This is a genomic window from Streptococcus sp. SCPM-O-B-15294 (M123) (genome assembly GCF_058200455.1).
This window is the reverse complement of record NZ_JBYQGU010000001.1, coordinates 114,515-137,167: the sequence shown is the minus strand read 5'-3', so window position 1 is coordinate 137,167 and position 22,653 is coordinate 114,515. Positions and strand designations below refer to the sequence as shown.

Sequence of the window (22,653 nt, the reverse complement as noted above, 5' to 3'; positions counted from 1 at the left end):
TTCATGAGGAACCGTCTTATTTTTCAGTCAAGGCTGCAAGTCCTGGAAGAACTTTACCTTCAAGAAGTTCCATTGATGCTCCACCGCCAGTAGAGATCCATGAGAACTTGTCTGCACGTCCAAGGTTGATCGCTGCGGCAGCTGAGTCACCACCACCGATGATTGATTTAACACCTGGTTGTTTTACGATAGCGTCCATTACACCGATTGTACCAGCTTGGAAGTCAGGGTTTTCAAATACACCCATAGGTCCGTTCCATACAACTGTTTTCGCACCAGTCAAAGCTTCGTCAAATTTAGCGATAGATTTAGGACCGATATCCAAACCAAGGAAACCTGGGTCTACTGCTTCACCTTCAGTGTCTTTCACTTCAGTGTAGTCAGCAAATGCGTTTGCTTCTTTTGAGTCAACTGGCAAGATCAATTTGCCGTTTGCTTTTTCAAGAAGAGCTTTAGCGACATCCAATTTGTCTTCTTCTACAAGTGAGTTACCGATTTCGATACCTTGAGCTTTGTAGAATGTGTAAGTCATCCCACCACCGATAAGAACTTTATCAGCTTTTTCAAGCAAGTTTTCGATCACACCGATCTTGTCTGAAACTTTTGAACCACCAAGGATAGCCACGAATGGACGTTCTGGAGCTTCAACTGCTTCTTGGATGTAAGCAATTTCGTTTTCAAGAAGGAATCCAGCAACTGCTTTTTCAACGTTTGCTGAGATACCAACGTTAGATGCGTGTGCACGGTGAGCTGTACCGAATGCATCGTTTACGAAGATACCATCTCCAAGTGATGCCCAGTATTTACCAAGTTCAGGATCGTTTTTAGATTCTTTCTTGCCGTCAACATCTTCGAAACGAGTGTTTTCAACCAAAAGAACTTGTCCATCTTCAAGAGCGTTAATCGCTGCTTCCAATTCAGCACCACGAGTAACACCTGGAAGGAAAGCAACGTCTTGACCCAATTTAGCAGCCAAGTCAGCCGCTACAGGAGCAAGTGATTTACCTTCTTTGTCTGCTTCTTCTTTCACACGTCCAAGGTGAGAGAAGAGGATTGCACGTCCACCTTGTTCAAGGATGTACTTGATTGTTGGAAGAGCTGCAGTGATACGGTTATCGTTAGTGATCACGCCATCTTTTACAGGAACATTGAAGTCAACACGAACGAGAACTTTTTTCCCTTTCAAGTCAACGTCTTTAACAGTCAATTTTGCCATTGGATATGACTCCTTCTTTTTTTAATACATGATAATTATATCACAAAAGCTGTAAAAGAGGTAGAAAAATCCAATGCTTTTCCCCTCTTATTGACAGTCTAACCAAGAGACCCTATAATAGGGATAAAAAGGAGATATAAATGAAAGAAGGATTATCTACTCAACAAAAAGAAGCCGACAAAGATTTAAATATCTTGGCACTTTTCACCTTGCTTCCACTGATGGGCTTTCTAGCTTTTCAGGAGCCAATCATCAACTTCACTAGAAGCCCAGACCATTCTCTCTGGATTCGCTTAATCGTTCTCGCACTTTGTCAATTTTCTGTAGCTGGCTTGGGAACTAGTGCTGTCCTTATTCGTAGAAAAGAAAGCATACAGAAATATGGACTGGTTAAGAAAAAATTCTTTCCAACTATCCTTCAAACAGTTCTTATTGCCTTACCTCTTCTCATTTTCCTCATAGCTTCAGGTCAGATGCATTCCTATCTTCCTTTTCAATCCATCCTCCTAACAAAAGAAGTCTTATCCAGTCCCTTCCCAACCAATTTCTTGGGCTATCTTCTCATTTCTCTTATTTGGGGATTCTGGGAGGGTTTTAATTATGTTGTGATTGTCCAAAAAATCAACCTCCGCTATCCTCAGTACGTAAAAGGAGTATGGAATCTAGGAGCATTTGTGTGTGCTTTAATCTGCTTGCTCATCCACGGGATGATTGGTTTTGACTCATTGTCACTCTTACAAGAAGGAACTGTTTTCATTCTTATTTATGGAATGCTTCTAGTTCAGAGACGTACAGGAAACGCTTGGGGCTGTATTCTTATTTTTGTCCTCCTTTGGAATGCCTTTTAATATCCTCTAAACAAGATCAAACCTCTCTGGTTTTTACCAGAGAGGTTTTTTTGAGAGTGACTTTTTAAAAGAACGAAAGAATCCTGTAAAAGACTTACTCTTCTTTCCTCTTACCAGCCAAGAGGAAGCCGCCTAAGGCTGCTAAGAGAACAGCTTCTGCTGCAAAGGAAGCTTCTAGGCTTGCCGTATTTGGCAAGTGTTCCGATTGACTTTCTTTGCTTGCATCTTTTGTTCCTTGCTGAACCGTTGGCTGTGAGTTCGCTCCTTGGTGGGCACTTAACAACTGATGGATCTCTTGATCGACCATATCCTTGTGATCTTCCTCTTGATGACCCGGTTGAGTAGAAGTCGTTGGGGCCAACTGATCCACTTGAGATGAATTTGTAGGCTTCAGTGGATTAGCTGGATCCGGAGTCACTGGGGTACTTGGTTGGACTGGCTGATTTGGTTGAGCCGGTTGAACAGGCTGATCAGGTTTAGCCGGCTCCTCTGGTTGGATCGGTTGATCTGGTCCTTCCGTTTTGGCTGGCTTATAGACAATCGCATAGTGGGTAAAATGAGGAGGTGTAAAGATAACTACATCTCCAACTCTCTCAAAGGCCAAGGATTGAGGTGCTTGACCTTCTGGGAAGAAGAGGACTTGCTCCACTTCTTTATCCTTATCCACAGGGATTTTCACAAGTGATGGATGCTGGGTATCGACATCCTGACCACTTGCATCGACTCCTTCGATATCAAAGATAGTCGCTTCTCGTCCCTTCAGCTCTTCTTTTTCTGCCTGATTGGCTTCAACTTTCGCGACTTTTAGTCCCTTAATAGCAGTAGGCTCCAAGTTAGAGAATTGAACTTCGACTCCAGTCGCAGGGTCTACAAAGACAGCCGGCTTATCTTCTTTCAGGAGCGCAATCAAGGTTTCTAGACCTGTTTTTGCGGTTGCGAGCGCTTCAGGAGTGAGTTCTGAAGAGTCTAGGAGTTCTTTATTTTTCTCAACCAGTGCCTGTAAAGCGTCACCAGAAGGGTGATTTGGCTTGCTTGCTAATAGAGCAGTCGCTTCCTCTGTCAGAGCAGAAAGAGCGTCTTTCTCTTTGACTAGATTAGCTTGTCCATCCAAGGCTTTCAAGAGAGCGGTCAATTGATTCAACTGCTCATTGACTTGATCTTGTGTGCTGGTATCATGCTCTTTCAAGACTTTTTCAGAAGCAGCCATTCCAGCCAACAAGGCTTCTTTGACTTCAGGACTGGCAAATGTAAAGTCTACTTTGGCTTTTGCAGCTTCAGCTTCAGCTAATTTTTGCTTAAGGTATTCATCATTGAGAGCTGGTTTTGGATTGACGAGGACATCAAAGCTTGTGCTAGCTCCTTTGTAATGGACGGTGATGGTTTGACGGCCTTCCTTGGTTGCATCAAAGCCAGTTACTTCCACACCTTCATCGGTCAAGGCGTGCGTTTCGGTTGTTTCATCATCAAAGACAACTGTAAAGCGTCCGCCTTCTTTTTCAAATGCTTCTCCGACGATATATTCTACTTTTGGTTTGTCGGTCAATTCTAGACCAGCAACTGCTTTTTCACCTGCTTCCTCTGCACTGACCACAAAAACAGTGAGAGTCTTATCCAATTTCTGACCAAGGTAAGAAACTTCTAGGTGTTGTTCTCCAAGCTTGCTACTGTCAAATCCATGAATCTCTACACCTGAGTTGGTGAGGTTGACCAGTTGATTTGCTTGGCCATCTTTATAATGAACACGGAGAGTCGCCCCTTTCAAGGAAAGAGCATCCCCTTCCCGGTAAACCTTCTTGGTCAAACCATCTTCAAATTGAAGTCCCGCAATTTCTTTATCATTTTTTGGAACTTCGATCGCTAGAACATTACTGATATCTTTGCCAGGTTCTTGCGCACGATAGTAGAGAAGAGATGGGGTTGATTCAAAAGCCAGTGGTTTAAAGATCAGATTTCCAGCTTGATTGGCTGTCATGGTCGCAATTGGGCTAGTCGCTTCTTTATCGGCATAAAGAGTCAGTGTGGTATTGGCCGGTACATCTTTGAAGCCGACTTGGACAAAATGATTGCCTAAGTTTTGCGCTGCAGCATGTTTCATCGGGATGTTGACCGTTTCCGTATCCAGACTTTCATACATCTTCCAGTTGTAAATCCGGATGGCTTGCCATGGGGTTCCGTTATCTGCCGTAATGACATGGAGACGCCATTCTTGAGCCTTGATTGGATGGTCGAGTGTAATGTCGGACACATGGGCTTTATTGCCACGAACTTCCTTAGCGAGCTTCCACTCACCCGCTTCATCCTTGTAGTAAAGGTCGAAGTCACGGGTATTCATCTTGCCATCGTCGACAGATTCTCCACCCGCACCGGCATGGTCCATGACCCAACGAACAATGGTCCGTGGTTGTGTCAAGCGAATATCGACGGTTCCACTCAATTGAGCAGAAGACCATTTATCTGAAAGACTGGTAATGGTACCATTTAACATACCTTCGATGCCTTCACTACCATCCGCATCTGGGAAGCTCGAACCAATGACTTTGGCTCCAATCACCACGTTTGGTGCAAGGGCTTTTGGAAGACTGGTATCTGACACGGTCATACCCCAATCAAAGGCCACAGTTCCTGCATCTGAACGTTGGCCGTTCTTCCCAACTGCCACAACCTTGAGGTCCTGAGTCGTTCCTTCAGCACTTGCTGAACGGCTAACTTTTGGTAGATAGACGGTTGTCGCAGAAGACCCTGTTAAGAGACGCCAGTTGTCGCCGTCTTTTTCATAGACTTCATAATAATCTGCGTCCGCAACCCCTTTAAAATTAAGGACAGCCTCCGCTTCCTGGCCATTTTGCAGGCGTTTTGCCCGAACAGTCACTTCAGATGGGGCTACTGGTTTTTCTTGGTTGGACGTAATCGACAATTGACCGAGGTTGAACTTGTAATCTTTGACATCTGCATCATGATCAAAGAACATCTTAACGGCATAAATAGTCTTACCCGCCAAGCCTCCCAAATCAAAGGTTTGAGTAGACCAATCCGCACTCGGTGTCAATTCCTTCCATTCGTATTCAGAGTAGTCTTCTTTTGTGGCAACAGCTACCCAAGCAGCAGCTCCGACCCCACCCTTGTGAGACACACTTAATTTTGTCGTTTCTGTCACAGGAATCTTAGTAGAATAGAGCATAACATTTTGACTGCTATTAGCTTTCAAATCCCCTTCAAAGGTTAAAGAGTTCCCTCCATTGTAGGCTTGATCAAAATCATAGCGACCTTTTAATGGCGTACTATCTTCACTATGCTCTACCCACCAGCGCCATGTTGGAAGGTAGCCAGAAACAGAACGGTAGTTCCACTCCCCTTCTTTAGAAATCTTGCCATCCACAAACCAATGTTTGCCGTGGCCTGTATTAAAGGACGTATTGAAATTAGCACTTGTAATTGGCGTTTTATCCACTACTAGATTGGACATCCCGTACCAAGATTGGTCTGCTGGTTTTCCTTTGGTTGGATCCCCTTGGAAACCAGTCCAGAATAGATCTTCATGGGTATGGTAACCTTCTCCTGTCTTTCCTAGACCTGTAATGGTATCAGGTGCATAAAGCCCAAGAGATAGACGCAACTTGCCATGCTCATCTAGAATCGCATTCCAGTCGACATTGGTCTTATAAGAACCTCCTTTTTGAAGTTCGAGACCCGCTAAAACATCATAAGGATTGCGGTTAATCCATTTGGCTGTACTAATCGAATAATCAACTTCTGATTTGCCCCAGTTAAAGTTGGCAAAGAAGGTATCCACAGGATTTTCCCCGTTTTCAGGCTGCATGAAATTGTAGTTGTACTCACCCAGTGCATTTTCATGGTAGCGACCATATTCATAAGTCATGGCATCATACCAAGAATACTTGATCGGATAGTTGACGCTCTTCGCATATTCCTTGGTATAAAGAAGGAAATCTCTTAATTTTGGCCCCAAAGGCTCTACTAAGTTCCCTGTTGTTTCTTGGTTGATAAAGTAACCATCGAAACCATAGTACTTGGCTAAATCAACCAATTTACGAGCAATCGGGAAGGTTTTTGAGCCTTCACTATCTTCTTTCAAGGTTTCTGCAAAGCGCTCTTGATCCTTGATGCTACTAGACCAGTTGTAAAAGAGTGTTCCGTAGATGGGAACCCCATTTCGGTGAGCCGCATCAATCACGTCTGCTGAAGGGACAAGTCCTTCCCAAAAGACCATAGAATCCAAATATTGCCAGTAGTCAAAAGCATAAGCCTTAAACTCTTCCCCACCGACGGAAGCATGATCCTTAGCCTTTGAGTTCATGTTAGAAAGGGCTTGGATCTTTGCATCTGGGTTGGCTTGCTCGTTGATTTGCTTCCCTTGAAAACGACTCGCAAGTGGGACACTTGCTCGGTTCATATCGTCATCCACTCGTTTTCCTGGTTCCCACTTCAAGAGATCGTCCCAGGTATCGAACTTAACTTCTTTCGGTCTTAATTGTTTTTCTTCATTGGTTGGTAAATCTTCTACTTTTTCTGCGACTGCTTTTGGTTGTTCCGTCGCTGAAACGGCTGGAGTATCTGTCGTCGTCGGGCTAGCTTCTGTGCTTGCAGGACCTGATTCTGGAGTTGCTGGAGTTGCTACCTCAACTGGTTTTGCTGTTTCTGCAGTTGGCAAAGCAGCATCTGCAGTGTAGACTCCCGCTTCTCTGATCAAACGATTGACATCTTCAGTATTTGCTGTGGAAGCTTCTAAGGGTTGTTCATTAGTCGCATGCGTCTCATCTGCTGAGACTGCCCCCGTTCCTAAAAATGCCAATCCAATCAATGCAGAACAAACTCCTACACTGAATTTTCGGATACTAAAACGTTGTTGTTTTTCAAATTGATGACCTTTCATCTTGACCTCCATCTTATTTTACTGATTTCCAATCTCCTAAAACACTCCTCCTTCACTCGCGTGCAATCGCTTACATTTTTTTGAATTGGAAATCTTCACTCAGATTTAGTTTACCCCTTTAAAGAGAGGTCTGTCAATTCATTTTAGCAAATCCTATAATAAGGTGAGGAGGAACTAAAAAAAGTACAAAAAAAGAGGAGGTTACCCTCCTCTCATCATACAGATGAATTATTTAGCAATTTTTGCGAAGTATTCAAGAGTACGAACAAGTTGTGCAGTGTAAGACATTTCGTTGTCATACCATGAAACAACTTTAACCAATTGTTTACCGTCAACGTCAAGAACTTTAGTTTGAGTTGCGTCAAACAATGAACCGTAAGCCATACCTACGATATCTGAAGATACGATTGGATCTTCTGTGTAACCGTATGATTCGTTAGCTGCTGCTTTCATAGCCGCATTTACTTCATCAACAGTAACGTTCTTTTCAAGAACTGCAACCAATTCAGTAACTGATCCAGTTGGAGTTGGAACGCGTTGTGCAGATCCGTCCAATTTACCGTTCAATTCTGGGATTACAAGACCGATAGCTTTAGCAGCACCAGTTGAGTTAGGAACGATGTTAGCTGCACCAGCGCGAGCACGACGAAGGTCACCACCACGGTGTGGTCCGTCAAGGATCATTTGGTCACCAGTGTAAGCGTGGATAGTAGTCATCAATCCTTCTACAACACCGAAGTTATCTTGAAGAGCTTTAGCCATTGGAGCCAAGCAGTTTGTAGTACATGAAGCACCAGAGATAACTGTTTCAGTACCATCAAGAATGTCATGGTTAGTGTTAAATACAACTGTCTTAACATCGTTTCCACCAGGAGCAGTGATAACAACTTTCTTAGCTCCACCTGGGTGCAAGTGTTTTTCAGCAGCTTCTTTCTTAGCAAAGAAACCAGTTGCTTCAAGAACGATTTCTACACCGTCGTTAGCCCAGTCGATTTGTTCTGGATCACGTTCAGCAGAAACTTTAACGAATTTACCGTTAACTTCGAATCCACCTTCTTTAACTTCCACAGTACCGTCGAAACGACCTTGAGTTGTGTCATATTTCAACAAGTGTGCAAGCATAACTGGATCTGTAAGGTCGTTGATGCGAGTAACTTCAACACCTTCTACGTTTTGGATACGACGGAAAGCAAGACGACCGATACGACCGAAACCGTTAATACCAACTTTAACTACCATTCGTGATTTCCTCCTTATGAAAATCAAAAAATTTTTTATGTGAAAAGAGTAACTTGATAGGTTACAAATCATCTTTCAACAATATTATTATATACTTTCTTCCCCTAAAATGCAACTGATTTCATTAGGATTAGAAATATTACACAAACTTTCATATTCATTTTCACTATCTCTTATGAGGAAGAGGCCTTAAGTTCTTTTCGAATCAAAAAAAGCTTTCCTCCTATGAGGAAAGCTTTTAGCTAGACGGTAAAATTATGCTTCACCTTTAGCTTTTTTAATGATTTCTTCTTGTACTGATTTCGGTACATCTTCGTAGTGGTCAAATACCATCATGAAAGTACCACGTCCTTGAGTTGCAGAACGAAGGACAGTAGCGTAACCGAACATTTCAGCAAGTGGTACATAAGCACGAACGATTTGGCTTGCACCGTGTGCTTCCATACCGTCTACACGTCCACGACGAGCAGTTACGTGACCCATAACATCCCCAAGGTTTTCTTCAGGAACTGTGATGGTTACAAGCATCATTGGTTCAAGGATAGCTGGTTGTGCTGATTTAGCTGCTTCTTTAAGAGCAAGAGATGCAGCGATCTTGAAGGCAGTTTCAGATGAGTCGACATCGTGGTATGATCCATCGTAAAGCTTCGCTTTCACGTCAACCATTGGGTAGCCAGCAAGAACACCGTTAGCCATAGATTCTTGAAGTCCTTTTTCTACTGCAGGGATGAATTCACGTGGAACCACACCACCGACGATCGCATTTTCGAACTCGAATCCTTTACCTTCTTCGTTTGGAGTAAATTCGATCCAAACATCACCAAACTGACCTTTACCACCAGATTGACGTTTGAAGAATCCACGTGCTTGTGTAGAAGCGCGGAATGTTTCACGGTAAGATACTTGAGGAGCACCAACGTTTGCTTCAACCTTGAATTCACGTTTCATACGGTCAACAAGGACATCCAAGTGCAACTCACCCATACCAGAGATAACTGTTTCACCAGTTTCAGGGTTTGTTTCAACGCGGAATGTTGGATCTTCTTCAGCCAATTTTTGAAGGGCGATACCCATCTTATCTTGGTCTGCTTTAGATTTAGGCTCAACCATCAATTGGATAACTGGTTCTGGAACTTCGATTGACTCAAGGATAATTTTCGCTTTTTCATCTGTCAATGAGTCACCAGTTGTAGTATCTTTCAAACCAACGGCAGCAGCGATATCTCCAGAATAAACTGTTTCGATTTCCATACGAGTGTTGGCGTGCATTTGAAGGATACGTCCGATACGTTCACGTTTACCTTTAGATGTGTTCAATACGTAAGAACCTGAGTTCAAGACACCTGAGTAAACACGGAAGAATGTCAAACGACCTACGAATGGGTCAGTCATGATCTTGAAGGCAAGAGCTGCAAATGGCTCTTCATCAGATGCTGGACGTTCTTCTTGTTCGTCTGTATCAGGGTTTACACCCTTGATTGCAGGGATATCAAGTGGGCTTGGAAGGTAGTCAAGGACTGCGTCCAACATCAATTGAACCCCTTTGTTCTTGAAGGCAGAACCACACAATACTGGGAAGAATTCAACATTGATAGTTGCTTTACGGATAGCAGCCTTCAATTCTTCGTTAGTGATTTCTTCACCTTCAAGGTATTTCATCATCAAGTCTTCATCAGTTTCAGCAACTGCTTCAACCAATTTTTCACGGTATTCTTGAGCTTGGTCAAGGTATTCAGCTGGGATATCTTCTTCAAGAATGTCTGTACCAAGGTCGTTGGTGTAGATTTCAGCTTTCATCTTGATCAAGTCGATGATTCCACGGAAGTCATCTTCTGAACCGATTGGCAATTGAATTGGGTGTGCGTTTGCTTGAAGACGATCATGAAGTGTGCTTACTGAGTAAAGGAAGTCAGCACCGATTTTATCCATCTTGTTCGCAAATACGATACGAGGAACACGGTATTCAGTTGCTTGACGCCAAACTGTTTCTGTTTGAGGCTCAACACCTGATTGTGAGTCAAGAACCGTTACAGCACCGTCCAAAACGCGGAGTGAACGTTGTACTTCGATCGTGAAGTCCACGTGTCCTGGTGTGTCGATGATGTTAACACGAGTGTCTTTCCATTGAGCGGTTGTCGCAGCAGATGTGATGGTGATACCACGTTCTTGCTCTTGCTCCATCCAGTCCATTTGTGACGCACCTTCGTGAGTTTCACCGATTTTGTGAATCTTACCAGTGTAGTAAAGGATACGCTCAGTTGTAGTTGTTTTACCAGCATCGACGTGGGCCATGATACCGATATTACGAGTTTTTTCAAGTGAAAATTCGCGTGCCATGAGGTTTTGTTCTCCTATATTTTTTATTTCTATACTATTATAACATGATTTAACAAAAACGGATAGGCAGGACCTACCCGTTCTCATTGTTTATCCTGTTTTTTGTTGGTTCCAACTTGTAGATAAGTTGAGTTGGGTTCAAAAGCTGATGATGCTTAATTAAACCCGGGCTAAAAGCTCGGAAAATAGATAAGCTCTCCTAGAATCTTTGATTCTTCGTCAAGCTTCCTAATTTTCAGTCGCTTTTTTAACGCCCTCAGTATCTTGATCTTACCAGCGGAAGTGTGCGAAGGCACGGTTAGCTTCAGCCATACGGTGAGTGTCTTCACGTTTCTTAACTGCTGCACCAGTGTTGTTTGCAGCATCCAAGATTTCTTTAGCAAGGCGATCAACCATTGTGTGCTCACCACGTTGACGAGCGATGGTTACCAACCAACGAAGTCCAAGTGTTGTACGACGTTCTGGACGAACTTCAACTGGGACTTGGTAGTTAGATCCACCAACACGACGTGCACGTACTTCAAGTACAGGCATGATGTTTTCCATTGCTGTTTCAAATACTTCAAGCGCGTCATTTCCAGTAACTTCTTTGATTTGCTCAAAAGCACCGTAAACGATTGAAGCTGCTGTACCACGTTTACCATCAAGCATAACGCGGTTGATAAGACGAGTAACTAGTTGTGAATTGTAAAGCGGATCTGGCAATACATCGCGCTTTGGAGCTCTATTTTTACGACTCATTTCTCTTTATCCCCTTTCCTTATGCTTTTGGACGTTTAGTACCGTATTTAGAACGGCCTTGTTTACGATCGTTAACACCTGCAGTATCAAGTGCACCACGGACGATATGGTAACGTACCCCTGGAAGGTCTTTTACACGTCCACCGCGAAGAAGCACCACGCTGTGCTCTTGCAAGTTGTGTCCGATACCTGGGATGTAGGCAGTAACTTCGATCAAGTTGCTCAAACGTACACGAGCGAATTTACGAAGGGCAGAGTTAGGTTTTTTAGGTGTCATTGTTCCAACACGAGTTGCAACACCACGTTTTTGTGGTGAAGAAACGTTTGTTTGAACTTTTTTATGACTGTTGTAACCAACGTTCAAAGCTGGTGATTTAGATTTTTCTACTTTTGATTTACGCGGTTTGCGAACCAATTGGTTAATTGTAGGCATCTACATTCTCCTGTATTTTTTTATTTTTGGTGATGATACACTTGGTGACAGCTACCATCTGTGTGTACTTTTGCAACATTTGTCAGCACGTCCCTGTACACTCTTGAGAGACCAAAAGTAAAAAGTACCGTCTATTATTGTAACATAGCGGTACTTTCACTGTCAAGATTTTTTTCTCTTTTTTGCACGATTGCTTCTTCTTAAAATCGCGCTAGATTATTGTTCAGTTTGTTGTGTTACAGCTGGTGTGGTAGCATTCGAAACCTGAGGAACCTCATTGGACTGATACTGAGGGACTTCTGCGGGAACGACTTGTTGAGGTTGACCTGTTTGGCTAGCTTGATTCGTATCAGTTGATTGAGTATTCTGATTGGTCTGCATTCCGTAATAGTCTACAATGTACTGAATACGAGCTTGAAAGGCCTGTTTCTTGGTTTCGTCCTTCACTTTTTCTACAGCCTCTTGCGCAGCGGTTAAGGTTTCTTGAGTTGCTGTGGTTTCAAAATGAGCAACTGCTTTTTCAGCCGCTTCAGCGATTTTCGCTTCCTCTTCTTCTTTGGCTTTTTTAGGGTCTTTCTTCTTAATAGGAAGAGAACCTGTTTTTTTGGTTTCTTGCTTCACTACTGTAACTTGGTCTGCAGAATTTTTACGAACCGTATAAAGCCCACCGACAAGAACTCCTGTCAAGATGAATATCGTTGCCAATCGAAGCCACAGGGGACTACGATCAAAACGGTCTAAAATTGTTTTCATTTTCCTTTCTCCCTCTCCAGCCTTAGTTCTTATCGAAAATATTTCCGATTTCTACATCAATTTTATTTTCTGCTACATCAATGTTGGTCACACGTAGAAGTGACTTGTGATCGAATAAATCTTTACTTCTAGCCGAAGCATTGTCCGCAAAAATAGCGACTCCTGCCAACTCTGAATCGAACTCAGCTAAGAGGCTAACCATCCCACTGATCGTTCCCCCTCCTTTAAGGAAATCATCGACAATTAGAACACGGCTTCCAGCTTTCAAACTACGTTTTGATAGGAACATTTTCTCAATCCGATCGCCACTGGAACCAGATACGTAGTTGACACTGACCGTTGAGCCTTCTGTAATTTTCAAATCGCGTCGTACAATGACAAAAGGAACATTTAAGACATTGGCTACCGCGTTTGCTAATGGGACACCCTTAGTGGCCACCGTCATGACTGCATCGATTTTTTGATCTCGGAAGGCCTTGGCAATAATGCGCCCAATATTATTTAAGATTTTTGGATCACTTAGCAAATCCGAAAGGTAGATATACCCACCTGGTAAAATCCGGTTGCTTTCTGACAGTTGATCGCACAAATTTTGGACGATTTCTTTTGAATCTGCATCCGAAATCGATGGTGTAAAGATGACCCCTCCACCTGCACCGGTAAGAGTTTCAATGCTTCCAATTTCCATTTCTTCAAAGGCCCGTTTAATAATGACAATGTCCTCAGAAATAGATGATTTGGCAGATTCGTATTTTTCGGCAAATGTATTTAAACTCGTCAATTCGTAGGGATGATTAATCAAGTAATTCGAGATCACAACCATCCGCTCACTTCTTCTTAGCTTCATTTTCTCTCCACATAGTTTTTTTATTGTATTATACCATATTATACCAAAAAACGAACATTGTTAGTCTCACAACATTCGTTTTTGGTTTTTTTACTAACAAACTAAGAGCAGGTTATTTAAGGCCAGTTTATTAGGAATCTTTTAAATTTGGCTTATAGAAGGAGCGGTTGTCCAAGGCAAAAATCTTATTGGTCATTTCACCAGGGCCTACTAAAGCTAAGGCAGAAGTCATCATCATCATTTCTGCATCTAGGTTATCAATCATATGGATGATTTCGGCTTCCATGATTTTTGGACGAACCGGGCTACCATATTCTAGTAGACCATGGTGACTCAAAATCACATGGCGCAACACAATCACATCTTCTTTTTGATCGTCAATCTTTAACTCTTGTAAGACCTTGGTAATTTCTTCATCGATCAGAGCAATGTGCCCGATGAGGTTTCCTCGAACCGTATACTCTGTATTTTCAGGCCCTGATAGCTCCAGTACCTTGGCAAGATCATGGAGCATGATGCCGGCATAGAGGAGACTCTGGTTCAATTGAGGATACACCTGAGAGATGCTCTCAGCCAAACGAACCATAGTGGCTGTGTGATAAGCTAAGCCTGTCTCAAAAGCATGGTGGTTGGTTTTGGCCGCAGGATAAGAGTAGAACTCTTTGTCATACTTGCTGTATAGCGCCCGCACCACACGTTGCCAAACTGGATTTTCTATTTTGAAAATCATCCCCGATAGGTAATCTTTCAAATCGACTGGATTTACTGGAGGTTTTTCCTTAAAGTCTGCTGGATTCGATGGCTCCCCACTTTGAGGCAACCGCAAGGTCAACTGGTTGACCTGAGGCGTATTGTTGTAGACCTCCCGACGGCCACTCATATGGACTACACGCCCAGCCTGAAATTGCTCCACATTATGTGGCTGAGCATCCCACAATTTTCCTTCGATTGTGCCTGTCTCATCTTGGAAGACAAAGGCAAGATAATTCTTTCCAGCACGTGTCTGACGAACATCTGCTGACTTAATGAGGTAGAAACCTTCAAACAATTCGTCTTTTTTCATTTGATTAATTTTGACCATCATCTTCTCCATCTTCTAAATTCAATAGGCTTGCTATATCTAGATTCTCTGACGTTTCAATGTTTCGGAGTGTGCGCTCGATAGCATTTGTTCTTCGGTTTAAGAGGTCATCAATGTTGCCAGAGGCATACTTCAACTGCCGTTGGGTCTTTTCTAAAACGCCTCCAAATTTTTGGAACTCCGTCTTGACGGATGCAAGGACCTTGCTAATATCATCCGCACTTCGTTGAATATTCAGGGTCTTAAATCCAACCGATAGGGAATTCAACAAGGCCGAAAGCGTACTTGGCCCCGCGACGACGATCTGCTCCTCTCTTCGGAGGCGATCAAAGAAGGCTGGGTCGCGGACCACTTCTGAATAGAGCCCTTCTGTCGGTAAAAAGAGAATCCCAAAATTAGTAGTGGCAGGTGGATAGAGGTATTTTTGATGAATGTCCTTAGCAAATTGTTTGATACTAGCCAATAGGAGTTTGCGACACCGTTCAATCTCCTCTTTCTCCCCACTTTCATAGGCTTCTTCCAGTCGGTAATAACCGTCCAGAGGAAACTTAGAGTCGATTGGCAGATAGACGTATTCCCCTCTGACCTGACCAGGCATCTTGATGGCATACTCGACGCGTTCGCTGGAATGGGGAACTGTTACAAACTCCCTCTCGTATTGGGCGGGAGTTAGGATATCTTCGATGATCTGGCCGAGTTGGAGTTCTCCCATAATCCCACGGGTTTTCGTGTTAGAAAGAACCTTATTGAGACTTCCCACATCTCTAGCGACCGTCTGCATTTCCCCAAGACCTTTATTGACCGACTCCAATTGTTTGGAGACCGTCTCAAAGGAGGTTTGAAGACGACTATGCAAGGTTTTTTCCAACTTTTCTTCGACCGTTTGACGCATCTGCTCCAACCGCAAATCATTGGAAGCTTGAATCTGTTGCATCCGCTCGTCCGTTTTGTCTCGGTTTTTAGTGAAATTCTCAGCAAGTTCTGCTCGTAAAGCAGTCGTTTGCTGATGCATTTCTGTCCGTAATTCCATAAGACGGTCACTGATCGCCATCTCTATCTGCTGGCCAGTGATTTGCTGAGCTTGTCGCTCTCTCTCAAATCGGTAATCCAGCTGATCCGAAAGATGATCTTCTTGGTCCTCCAGTAAGTCACGGACCTGTTTGTTATTAGCTGTCCGTTGCTGGTAGAGCAAGAAGAGCAAGACAAGATTTCCCACTCCTAATACAAAAAGGATTAATTCCATCTTATTTCCCATCCTTGCTATAAATGATAAGGGCGTAGCCTCGATCAATGGTTAAGGTAATCGGCTGATTGATAAACTCGTTGGAACCATAAATAGCCTTTTTAAAATAATTGGTCTGATTTAAGGGATACTTGGCTCCTTCAATCTGGATAGAAGCTCCCTCAACTGGCATAAAAGCTACATAGGTATAGCCTGCTATAGGCAGAATGGTATGTCGGCCTACCGGACGATAGCAGAGATAATTTTGTTGATCCATCAAGTAAAGTTGCGACATAAAGGGTGCAATCTCTGGATCGCTGGGCAGAAAAACGCTGGCCAAGTGGTGATCCAGGCGACCACCAAAGGCTCCAAAAATCAGAATTTCTGCTTGAGGCCAACGTTCTAATACTTCCTTAATCGCCAATTCCAGATCCGTATCATTTTTTTCTGCTACCGAAGTCCGTAATTCGTGACCCGCAGATTGAATACTCTGGAATTCTTCTGGCTCGACCGAGTCAAAATCTCCAACTGCTAAAGATAGTTCCAATCCTTGCTCTAATAGGAAAAGGCAACCTGCATCCACCCCGACATAAACATCCAAGTCTAGCGGAATGGTTTCCACTCGGCCTCCAGCTACAATCGCAACCTTAGTCTTGGATGGCTGCTCGAAGGGTTTGAACTCGTTCATTCACATCTCCATTAAACACATAGGAACCTGCTACAAAGACGTTTGCCCCTGCTTCTTTCGCAGCGTGAATCGTCTTATCATCAATTCCCCCATCGACTTCAATATCGAAATCCAAGCCTTTTTCTTCACGCAATTGAACCAATTGACGAATCTTATCCATAGTTTCTGGCAGGAAGGCTTGCCCACCAAATCCTGGGTTGACAGTCATGACAAGTACTTGGTCTACCAAGTTCAAGATGTGTTGGATACTTTCAACAGGGGTTCCTGGATTGATAACCACACTTGGTTTTACCCCTGCCAAACGAATTTTTTGAAGGGCGCCATGGATGTGTGGAGTCGCTTCGACGTGAATGCTAATGATATCTGCTCCGGCACGCGCAAACTCTTCGATATGTTGCTCAGGATTGGTAACCATCAAGTGGCAGTCAAACACTAGCTTGCTGTGAGGACGCATACTAGCAACTACACCAGCACCAAAGCTGATATTAGGCACAAAGTGGCCGTCCATCACATCGATGTGGGCGTACTCCGCACCAGATGCTTCCAATTTCTTCAATTCACTTTCAAAATTTGCATAATCTGCACTCAAAATAGAAGGGGCTAATTTGTTTGTTTTCATATTCTTCAGGTCTCCTTATTTGGGTAATTTTTTCGATACTTTTTTGTAGGTTTCTCGCCTATTTTCGATCTCACTCAAGAACTGTAAGTAATTCTCATAGCGGAAGGAAGCTATGATCCCTTCCTCGACAGCAGGCTTGACGGCACAGGATGGTTCATGTGTGTGGGTACAAGTACGGAATTTGCAATCCTGGCTCACCTTGGCAATGTCTGGAAAAGCATGATTCAGATCTTCCGCATTATCGACTTCATAATCTAGAGAGGAGAAGCCAGGGGTGTCCGCAATTTTGCCCCCATTGAGATCATAAAAACTGACAGCTCGCGTCGTATGGCGGCCACGTCCAAGACTGTCGGAGATTTCTCCTGTCTCTAGTTCCAACTCCGGAGCCAAGGTATTCAAGAGGGTGGATTTCCCCACTCCTGTTTGGCCCATAAAGACCGTCACCTGATCCTTCAAGAGAGGCAAGAGCTCTTCCTTGTTCGTGACAAAGTCATAGCCCATTTTGCGATAGACTTCCTGGAAAGGAAGCATCTGAGCTGGATCTTCTAGTAAGTCCATTTTTGAAATATAGACAATCGGATGAATCACTTTTTGTTCCAAGAGGACTAAAAAGCGGTCCAATAAATTAACATTAAAATCTGGCTCTTTGGCAGACATGATGACGACAGCCTGATCTATATTCACAATGGGTGGACGGACTAAGCTATTCTTTCTTGGGAATATTTTTAAAATATAGCCTTCCGAATTTTCTTCAGCTGAAAATTCTACCTTATCTCCAACATAGGGAGTTTGTCCCTTTTTCCGGAAATTTCCTCGGGCGCGTGTTTGGTAAATTTCTCCCTCGCACTCCACATAATAAAAACCGGCCAAGGCTTTAACAATCGTTCCTTGCAACTAGCACTCCTTTAAAGTTAATACTACCATTATATCAAAAAATATACGATAGCGCTTGCTGACTTGGGTAGGAAAAAAGAAGTCCATCCAGTTTTTTTGAGCAAGATGCAGACAAGGGGTTGTAAACGTTTTCAGATAGGTTTATAATAGAGGGGAAGGATATAATATATATGCCTATCGTGGGAAGTACAGACTATATTGTAGAAAGGAAGTGACGGAGACTGATACATTTCTTGACGAAGCTACCTGATTAGTAATGAAAGAATCCCTTTTTTGGTGCCTAATTTCTGACTTTCTTACTAATCCCTGCCAGTTATAAGGAGGTCCTTTATGAGTTTTTCATTTCTTTCCAAGAGTAACCCTCTCGTTTCTAATGTAAAAAAAGGGAAGTTTTTAACCCCTTGGTTTTTAGCTCCCTTTATTCTCTACTACATCACCCAGTACATGTCTCCGATCAGTACTGCTTCCACAAACTTCTTTTTGAACAAACAAAGTTGGATTCCCGACTGGTGGAATATTCTGGATCTTTTGTCCTTCCTCTACACCATCATCGCCTTCTTCCTCTGGGTGAAACTCATTGAAAAACGACCGGTTCGAACCATGGGCTTTTCCAAAGGAAATGGTCTCTCCGAATTCGCTAAGGGGGTCTTGGTCGGTGCCATTATGATTACTACGGTCTTAATCGTCTTCTTCATCACTGGTGATGTCCGTTTCGACCGCATTCAATTTAGTCTTCCTTTCCTCGTATCTTGGATCTTGGTTCTGATCGGCTATATTTTTCAAACGGCAGCCGAAGAAATTTATATCCGTGGTTGGTTGATTCCGATTATTTCTTACCATAAGAATGCTTACCTAGCCATCCTCATTTCTTCTACCATGTTCTCCTACTTCCACTTGAACAACAACGGAGCTTCTTGGCTCTCAACAGTTCATCTCTTCGTTTTCGGTCTTTTCACAGCTGTCTATGCCTTGAAGAGAGGAAATATCTGGGGACCTTGTGGCTTCCACTTCGCTTGGAACTTCATCATGGGAAATGTCTACGGCTTCCATGTCAGCGGCTTTGATAGTGAATCCTCTCTGATGTACTTTACGACTTCAAACCGGACCTTTATCACAGGCGGTGAGTTTGGACCTGAAGGTGGGATCCCTGGCTTAGTCGTCTTTATCCTTGCTCTTTTATGGGCCATCTTCCTTCTCAAAGATACCTCTGCAGAACAAGAAGAACTCTACCCTCAACTGAGTTATGAATAAATAAAAAATAGAAAAGGCTGGATTTTCCCAGCCTCTTTCTTTTTCCTCAATAGGTTCGATAAAAAGAAACATGCTATTTTTTCTTGGCATTTCTTTTAAAAAGAGTATAATAGAACTATGCGGAGGTGGTGGAACGGCAGACACGCATGCTTCAGGCGCATGTGCCCCTTCGGGCGTGAGGGTTCAAATCCCTTTCTCCGCATCTTGGAAAGGTGGCCCAGCTCGGTACGGCACCGGACTCGAAATCCGGCAAGTGGATTTTCTTCACGCGCGGGTTCAAATCCCGTCCTTTCCTTTTACAATTAAAAAAGACATGAGCTTCATATCTCATGTCTTTTCTATTATTTGATCCCGGCTTCTAGAAGGCCATCTGCTAGGCGGGCGAAATCTTCTAAGCTAAGGGCTTCTCCTCGTACAGATGGTTGCAAACCGGCTGCTTGGATCCCTGCTTCCAGTTTAGCCTTCACTTCTTCGGTCTTGCCAAAGCGACTGGTCAAGTTGTTCCAAAGCGTTTTGCGGCGGTGGACAAAACTGGCCTTGCTGACAGAGAAGAAGAAATCTTCATCCTTGACGGCCACTGCTGGTTCTGGGCGACGCACCATCTTGAGGATGGCAGAATCGACGTTTGGCGCTGGCACAAAGACGGTGCGAGGCACGATAAAGGCTACCTTAGCGGTCATATAGTATTGGACTGCAATGGATAAAGATCCATAAGCCTTGGTGTTGGGCTCAGCCGAAATGCGGTCCGCCACCTCTTTTTGCATCATGACCACAAATTCTTGGAAAGGAATCTTGGATTCGATCAAGTGCATGAGGATGGGAGTTGTGATGTAATAGGGAAGGTTGGCCACCACCTTGATCGGAAGGTCTGGGTTTTTAAACTCTGCGATGTACTGGTTGAGATCTACCTTGAGGATATCTTGGTTGACAACCGTGACATTGTCAAAATCACGCAAGGTATCCGCCAAAATGGGAACCAAGCGGTCATCAATCTCAAAGGCCATGACTTCTGCGGCATTTTCCGCCAAAAACTCAGTGAGAGCTCCAATTCCGGGACCGATTTCGATGACATTGACCTGCTTATCAATCTCAGCAGTATCCACAATCTTTTGAAGGATGTTGGTATCAGTCAAGAAGTTCTGACCGAAGGATTTTTTAAAGGTAAAACCGTGACGCTCTAGTACTGCCTTGGTCACGCTATAATCTGCAATTCTCATTTATTCTCTTTTCTAATCAGTTTAGGGTGAGACATACTCTCTTTTTTCTCCGCAGGCTAGTCTAACAGTCTTCCACAAAAGCATTCTGCTCCGCTTGGTAGACATAAGCTCCCCCATTTTTATCTAAGACGGTTTCCAACAAGGGCTCTATTTCCAAGGCCTCTTCAAGACTGATGATGGTAATCTTAGACGGATCGTCCAAGTCTTCCTGGGACTCATAACCTGTAAAGAACTGCCAACCACTATCTTGTGGATGATGAGGTGCATCGTGAATCGCCCAATTAATCTCACGTCGTAGGAAGCAATCCTTGGTAATCATGGCCCCTTTTTGCGTATCAAGATTCAGCGGAGGAACCATCAGGCTTGCGATATGTTCCTGGGCAAATTCCAGCTCATCTCCAAGCTGGATGGAGGTAATATAAGCCGGTTGATTGGTTAAACGTCCTTTGAACTTCCCATCGCGGATTTCGGTGAGTTCGACCCACATACGCTCTGCTCGACACCCATTCTCCAACACGGTATCCAGCACAAAGATAAGGCGAACCTGATCTCCAAGCTTCAATTGGTCGATTTCTTCTTGACTAGGAATCAAAAAATGTCGCGGGTTCTTTTGGTGCTCCACTTGAACATTCTCTAACGAAAAGCCGATCACTTTTTTCTTATCTGTAAACAGGTCGAACAATCCCATCTTCTACCTCTATCTCTTTTTTAATAACTAGCCATCGTTTCTTCAACTTCCGCTAATGTTACCCCAAACAACTCCAAGCGTTTGAGCAGTTGTTTGCCATTGCAGTAGCCGATGCGCAAGGCTTCTCCTAGATATTCCCGTCGTTTGCGACTGTCACTGCCCATCAGCAGGCCGAGTCGCATCAGATCTGATTTGGTAATATCAAAGAAATGCTCATCTTCATAGGAGCCCACCAGTCCAGCAAGGGCTTTTTCTAAGTCTTCAAAACTGGCATGCTCCACTCCAAGAGAACGCCCCTTGGTCTTAGATTTGGGTACTGCTTCGCCACGATTTAAAAAGGCATGCTTGGCTTGCGGAATTTCTTGCATGATGATCTTACGAATCCGTTCCCCATTGTAATCCGGATCCGTAAAGACAATAACTCCACGCAGCTTCTGCAAGGTGGCAATTCGTTCGAGGTCATCCTGATTAATGGCGGATCCACGTGTCTCATAAGTATCCACCTCATAATAGCGTTTCAGATTGGCCGTATCGTCCTTGCCTTCAACAACAATCACTTCTGGTATTTTTCTTTTCTCAGTCAAGGCCAAATACCTTTCTCGCATTGTCATAGGTGGCTTGAGCCACTTCCTCTGTCGTCAAGCCACGTAATGTTGCAATATGATCCACTACATAGCGGGTGTAGGCTGTTTTATTTTCCCGGCCCCGCTTAGGAACTGGTGCCAGATAAGGGGCATCTGTCTCAACCAAAATCTTTTCGAGCGGAAGGCCAGCTGCGGCTTCTTGGACATCTGTCGCCTTCTTAAACGTCACTACACCTGAGAAGGAAATCATCATTCCCAGATCCATGAAGCTCTTGGCTTCCTCTAAGCTTCCTGAGAAAGAATGCATGATGCCACCGCGTGGACCCACTCCTTCACTCTTGATAATGGCATAAGTGTCTTCGAGAGCATCACGCGTATGCACTACAAAAGGCAAGTCCAAATCCTTAGACAGTTGGATCTGACGACGAAAAACCTTTTCTTGAACGTCTTTTGGTGCCGTCATCCAGTGGTAGTCCAGGCCGATTTCTCCTAAGGCGACAACTTTAGGATGTTTCAACTGTTCCAGTAGGTAAGCCTCTACCTCAGGACTATAGTCGCCCGCCTCAGTGGGATGCCAACCAAGTGTGAGATAAACTTCCGGATACTGGTCGGCCAAGGCTATTGCTCGTTCGATGGTTGGTTTATCAAAGCCAACAACATTATGGGCAGTGACTCCCAGCTCTTTAGCCAGTTCTAATTCCTCTTTTTCTCTCCCTGCAAACTCTTCAACGTTGAGGTGAGTATGGGTATCAAAAATTTGCATATGGATCCTTTTCTTCGATTTTTTCTCACTCTATTATAACAGAAAGCCTAGCTGAATACACTTTTGGCAAAACAAAAACCAGTAGTCTCGAGTTTCTACTGGTTTTTAGTTTTTTATCTGAATTACGCAGCCAAAACTTTGCGTCCTTTACGACGACGAGCTGCCAATACGCGACGACCGTTTTTAGTTGCCATACGGTGACGGAAACCATGTTTGCGCGCACGACGAAGTTTACTTGGTTGATAAGTACGTTTCACGATGAATACCTCCTCATAGATTTTGTATTCGTTTAGCCGGCTATAATGTGATCAGTTACTAAACATACTTTACTATTCTATCTG

General features: G+C 43.6%; 20 protein-coding genes and 2 tRNA genes. 4 read left to right on the top strand and 18 right to left on the bottom strand.

What is annotated here, in order from left to right; translation table 11 throughout:
• Positions 1–16 precede the first annotated feature (16 nt).
• On the bottom strand, positions 17–1,216 hold the full coding sequence (locus AC3E8G_RS00535) for a phosphoglycerate kinase (RefSeq protein ID WP_048715731.1): 1,200 nt from the start codon (positions 1,214–1,216) through the stop codon (positions 17–19).
• A gap of 140 nt (positions 1,217–1,356) precedes the next feature.
• Here AC3E8G_RS00535 and AC3E8G_RS00530 point away from each other — a divergent pair, with 140 nt between their 5' ends.
• Positions 1,357–2,064: a hypothetical protein gene (locus AC3E8G_RS00530; protein WP_048715728.1), complete on the top strand. Its 708-nt coding sequence runs from the start codon at positions 1,357–1,359 to the stop codon at positions 2,062–2,064.
• 94 nt (positions 2,065–2,158) lie between these two features.
• On the opposite strand, the gene AC3E8G_RS00525 is transcribed toward AC3E8G_RS00530, so the two are convergent.
• The 12 genes from AC3E8G_RS00525 to rsgA form a co-directional block, all read right to left on the bottom strand.
• Positions 2,159–6,955, bottom strand: a complete 4,797-nt coding sequence (locus AC3E8G_RS00525) for an endo-beta-N-acetylglucosaminidase (protein ID WP_490676756.1) — start codon at positions 6,953–6,955, stop codon at positions 2,159–2,161.
• 228 nt (positions 6,956–7,183) lie between these two features.
• The gene (gene gap / locus AC3E8G_RS00520; protein ID WP_006595530.1) at positions 7,184–8,194 is read right to left on the bottom strand and encodes a type I glyceraldehyde-3-phosphate dehydrogenase; all 1,011 of its coding nucleotides are present in this window, start codon (positions 8,192–8,194) and stop codon (positions 7,184–7,186) included.
• A gap of 255 nt (positions 8,195–8,449) precedes the next feature.
• Positions 8,450–10,531, bottom strand: coding sequence for an elongation factor G (gene fusA / locus AC3E8G_RS00515; protein WP_048715725.1), 2,082 nt, complete (start codon positions 10,529–10,531; stop codon positions 8,450–8,452).
• 270 nt (positions 10,532–10,801) lie between these two features.
• A complete protein-coding gene (gene rpsG / locus AC3E8G_RS00510; protein ID WP_048715723.1) occupies positions 10,802–11,272 on the bottom strand; it encodes a 30S ribosomal protein S7 in 471 nt (156 codons plus the stop codon).
• A 19-nt stretch (positions 11,273–11,291) separates the two neighbouring features.
• Positions 11,292–11,705, bottom strand: coding sequence for a 30S ribosomal protein S12 (gene rpsL, locus AC3E8G_RS00505; protein WP_001142332.1), 414 nt, complete (start codon positions 11,703–11,705; stop codon positions 11,292–11,294).
• A 216-nt stretch (positions 11,706–11,921) separates the two neighbouring features.
• Complete coding sequence (locus tag AC3E8G_RS00500; protein ID WP_048715721.1) at positions 11,922–12,458, bottom strand: hypothetical protein; 537 nt, start codon at positions 12,456–12,458, stop codon at positions 11,922–11,924.
• Between the two features lie 22 nt (positions 12,459–12,480).
• Entirely contained in the window at positions 12,481–13,305 is an 825-nt protein-coding gene (gene purR, locus AC3E8G_RS00495) for a pur operon repressor (protein ID WP_048715719.1), read from the bottom strand.
• Positions 13,306–13,435: 130 nt separating this feature from the next.
• Positions 13,436–14,386 carry a 3'-5' exoribonuclease YhaM family protein gene (locus tag AC3E8G_RS00490; protein WP_129269931.1) on the bottom strand — a complete coding sequence of 317 codons (951 nt, stop codon included), beginning with the start codon at positions 14,384–14,386 and terminating at the stop codon, positions 13,436–13,438.
• Positions 14,373–15,629 carry a DNA recombination protein RmuC gene (locus tag AC3E8G_RS00485; RefSeq protein WP_314368989.1) on the bottom strand — a complete coding sequence of 419 codons (1,257 nt, stop codon included), beginning with the start codon at positions 15,627–15,629 and terminating at the stop codon, positions 14,373–14,375. The genes AC3E8G_RS00490 and AC3E8G_RS00485 overlap by 14 nt, the downstream gene beginning before the upstream one ends.
• Position 15,630: 1 nt before the next feature.
• Positions 15,631–16,296, bottom strand: coding sequence for a thiamine diphosphokinase (locus AC3E8G_RS00480; protein ID WP_490676755.1), 666 nt, complete (start codon positions 16,294–16,296; stop codon positions 15,631–15,633).
• Positions 16,256–16,915, bottom strand: a complete 660-nt coding sequence (gene rpe / locus AC3E8G_RS00475; RefSeq protein WP_023024510.1) for a ribulose-phosphate 3-epimerase — start codon at positions 16,913–16,915, stop codon at positions 16,256–16,258. The genes AC3E8G_RS00480 and rpe overlap by 41 nt, the downstream gene beginning before the upstream one ends.
• A 15-nt stretch (positions 16,916–16,930) precedes the next feature.
• Positions 16,931–17,809, bottom strand: coding sequence for a ribosome small subunit-dependent GTPase A (rsgA, locus tag AC3E8G_RS00470; RefSeq protein WP_414279550.1), 879 nt, complete (start codon positions 17,807–17,809; stop codon positions 16,931–16,933).
• 330 nt (positions 17,810–18,139) lie between these two features.
• On the opposite strand from rsgA, the gene AC3E8G_RS00465 reads away from it, so the two are divergent.
• The 3 genes from AC3E8G_RS00465 (at position 18,140) to AC3E8G_RS00455 (ending at position 19,355) form a co-directional block, all read left to right on the top strand.
• On the top strand, positions 18,140–19,060 hold the full coding sequence (locus AC3E8G_RS00465) for a CPBP family intramembrane glutamic endopeptidase (protein WP_414278688.1): 921 nt from the start codon (positions 18,140–18,142) through the stop codon (positions 19,058–19,060).
• 119 nt (positions 19,061–19,179) lie between these two features.
• Positions 19,180–19,262, top strand: a tRNA-Leu gene (locus tag AC3E8G_RS00460).
• A gap of 4 nt (positions 19,263–19,266) precedes the next feature.
• Positions 19,267–19,355 (top strand) — tRNA-Ser (locus AC3E8G_RS00455).
• Positions 19,356–19,401: 46 nt separating this feature from the next.
• Here AC3E8G_RS00455 and rsmA read toward each other — a convergent pair.
• From rsmA to rpmH, 5 genes are all read right to left on the bottom strand, one after another.
• Positions 19,402–20,277, bottom strand: coding sequence for a 16S rRNA (adenine(1518)-N(6)/adenine(1519)-N(6))-dimethyltransferase RsmA (rsmA, locus tag AC3E8G_RS00450; RefSeq protein WP_490676754.1), 876 nt, complete (start codon positions 20,275–20,277; stop codon positions 19,402–19,404).
• Positions 20,278–20,338: 61 nt separating this feature from the next.
• On the bottom strand, positions 20,339–20,965 hold the full coding sequence (locus tag AC3E8G_RS00445) for an immunity protein Imm33 domain-containing protein (protein ID WP_490676753.1): 627 nt from the start codon (positions 20,963–20,965) through the stop codon (positions 20,339–20,341).
• 20 nt (positions 20,966–20,985) lie between these two features.
• Entirely contained in the window at positions 20,986–21,570 is a 585-nt protein-coding gene (gene rnmV, locus AC3E8G_RS00440) for a ribonuclease M5 (protein WP_490676867.1), read from the bottom strand.
• Positions 21,542–22,312 (bottom strand): TatD family hydrolase, encoded by a 771-nt coding sequence (locus AC3E8G_RS00435; protein WP_490676752.1) that lies wholly within the window; start codon positions 22,310–22,312, stop codon positions 21,542–21,544. Before AC3E8G_RS00435 ends, rnmV begins: the two co-directional genes overlap by 29 nt.
• A 122-nt stretch (positions 22,313–22,434) precedes the next feature.
• Positions 22,435–22,569 (bottom strand): 50S ribosomal protein L34, encoded by a 135-nt coding sequence (rpmH, locus tag AC3E8G_RS00430; protein WP_003003086.1) that lies wholly within the window; start codon positions 22,567–22,569, stop codon positions 22,435–22,437.
• Positions 22,570–22,653 lie beyond the last annotated feature (84 nt).

Coding starts and splice junctions, on each gene's coding strand:
- AC3E8G_RS00535 (WP_048715731.1), bottom strand. CDS start 1,216: ATGGCAAAATTGACTGTTAAAGACGTTGACTTGAAAGGGAAAAAAGTT.
- AC3E8G_RS00530 (WP_048715728.1), top strand. CDS start 1,357: ATGAAAGAAGGATTATCTACTCAACAAAAAGAAGCCGACAAAGATTTA.
- AC3E8G_RS00525 (WP_490676756.1), bottom strand. CDS start 6,955: ATGAAAGGTCATCAATTTGAAAAACAACAACGTTTTAGTATCCGAAAA.
- gap (WP_006595530.1), bottom strand. CDS start 8,194: ATGGTAGTTAAAGTTGGTATTAACGGTTTCGGTCGTATCGGTCGTCTT.
- fusA (WP_048715725.1), bottom strand. CDS start 10,531: ATGGCACGCGAATTTTCACTTGAAAAAACTCGTAATATCGGTATCATG.
- rpsG (WP_048715723.1), bottom strand. CDS start 11,272: ATGAGTCGTAAAAATAGAGCTCCAAAGCGCGATGTATTGCCAGATCCG.
- rpsL (WP_001142332.1), bottom strand. CDS start 11,705: ATGCCTACAATTAACCAATTGGTTCGCAAACCGCGTAAATCAAAAGTA.
- AC3E8G_RS00500 (WP_048715721.1), bottom strand. CDS start 12,458: ATGAAAACAATTTTAGACCGTTTTGATCGTAGTCCCCTGTGGCTTCGA.
- purR (WP_048715719.1), bottom strand. CDS start 13,305: ATGAAGCTAAGAAGAAGTGAGCGGATGGTTGTGATCTCGAATTACTTG.
- AC3E8G_RS00490 (WP_129269931.1), bottom strand. CDS start 14,386: ATGGTCAAAATTAATCAAATGAAAAAAGACGAATTGTTTGAAGGTTTC.
- AC3E8G_RS00485 (WP_314368989.1), bottom strand. CDS start 15,629: ATGGAATTAATCCTTTTTGTATTAGGAGTGGGAAATCTTGTCTTGCTC.
- AC3E8G_RS00480 (WP_490676755.1), bottom strand. CDS start 16,296: ATGAACGAGTTCAAACCCTTCGAGCAGCCATCCAAGACTAAGGTTGCG.
- rpe (WP_023024510.1), bottom strand. CDS start 16,915: ATGAAAACAAACAAATTAGCCCCTTCTATTTTGAGTGCAGATTATGCA.
- AC3E8G_RS00465 (WP_414278688.1), top strand. CDS start 18,140: ATGAGTTTTTCATTTCTTTCCAAGAGTAACCCTCTCGTTTCTAATGTA.
- rsmA (WP_490676754.1), bottom strand. CDS start 20,277: ATGAGAATTGCAGATTATAGCGTGACCAAGGCAGTACTAGAGCGTCAC.
- AC3E8G_RS00445 (WP_490676753.1), bottom strand. CDS start 20,965: ATGGGATTGTTCGACCTGTTTACAGATAAGAAAAAAGTGATCGGCTTT.
- rnmV (WP_490676867.1), bottom strand. CDS start 21,570: ATGCGAGAAAGGTATTTGGCCTTGACTGAGAAAAGAAAAATACCAGAA.
- AC3E8G_RS00435 (WP_490676752.1), bottom strand. CDS start 22,312: ATGCAAATTTTTGATACCCATACTCACCTCAACGTTGAAGAGTTTGCA.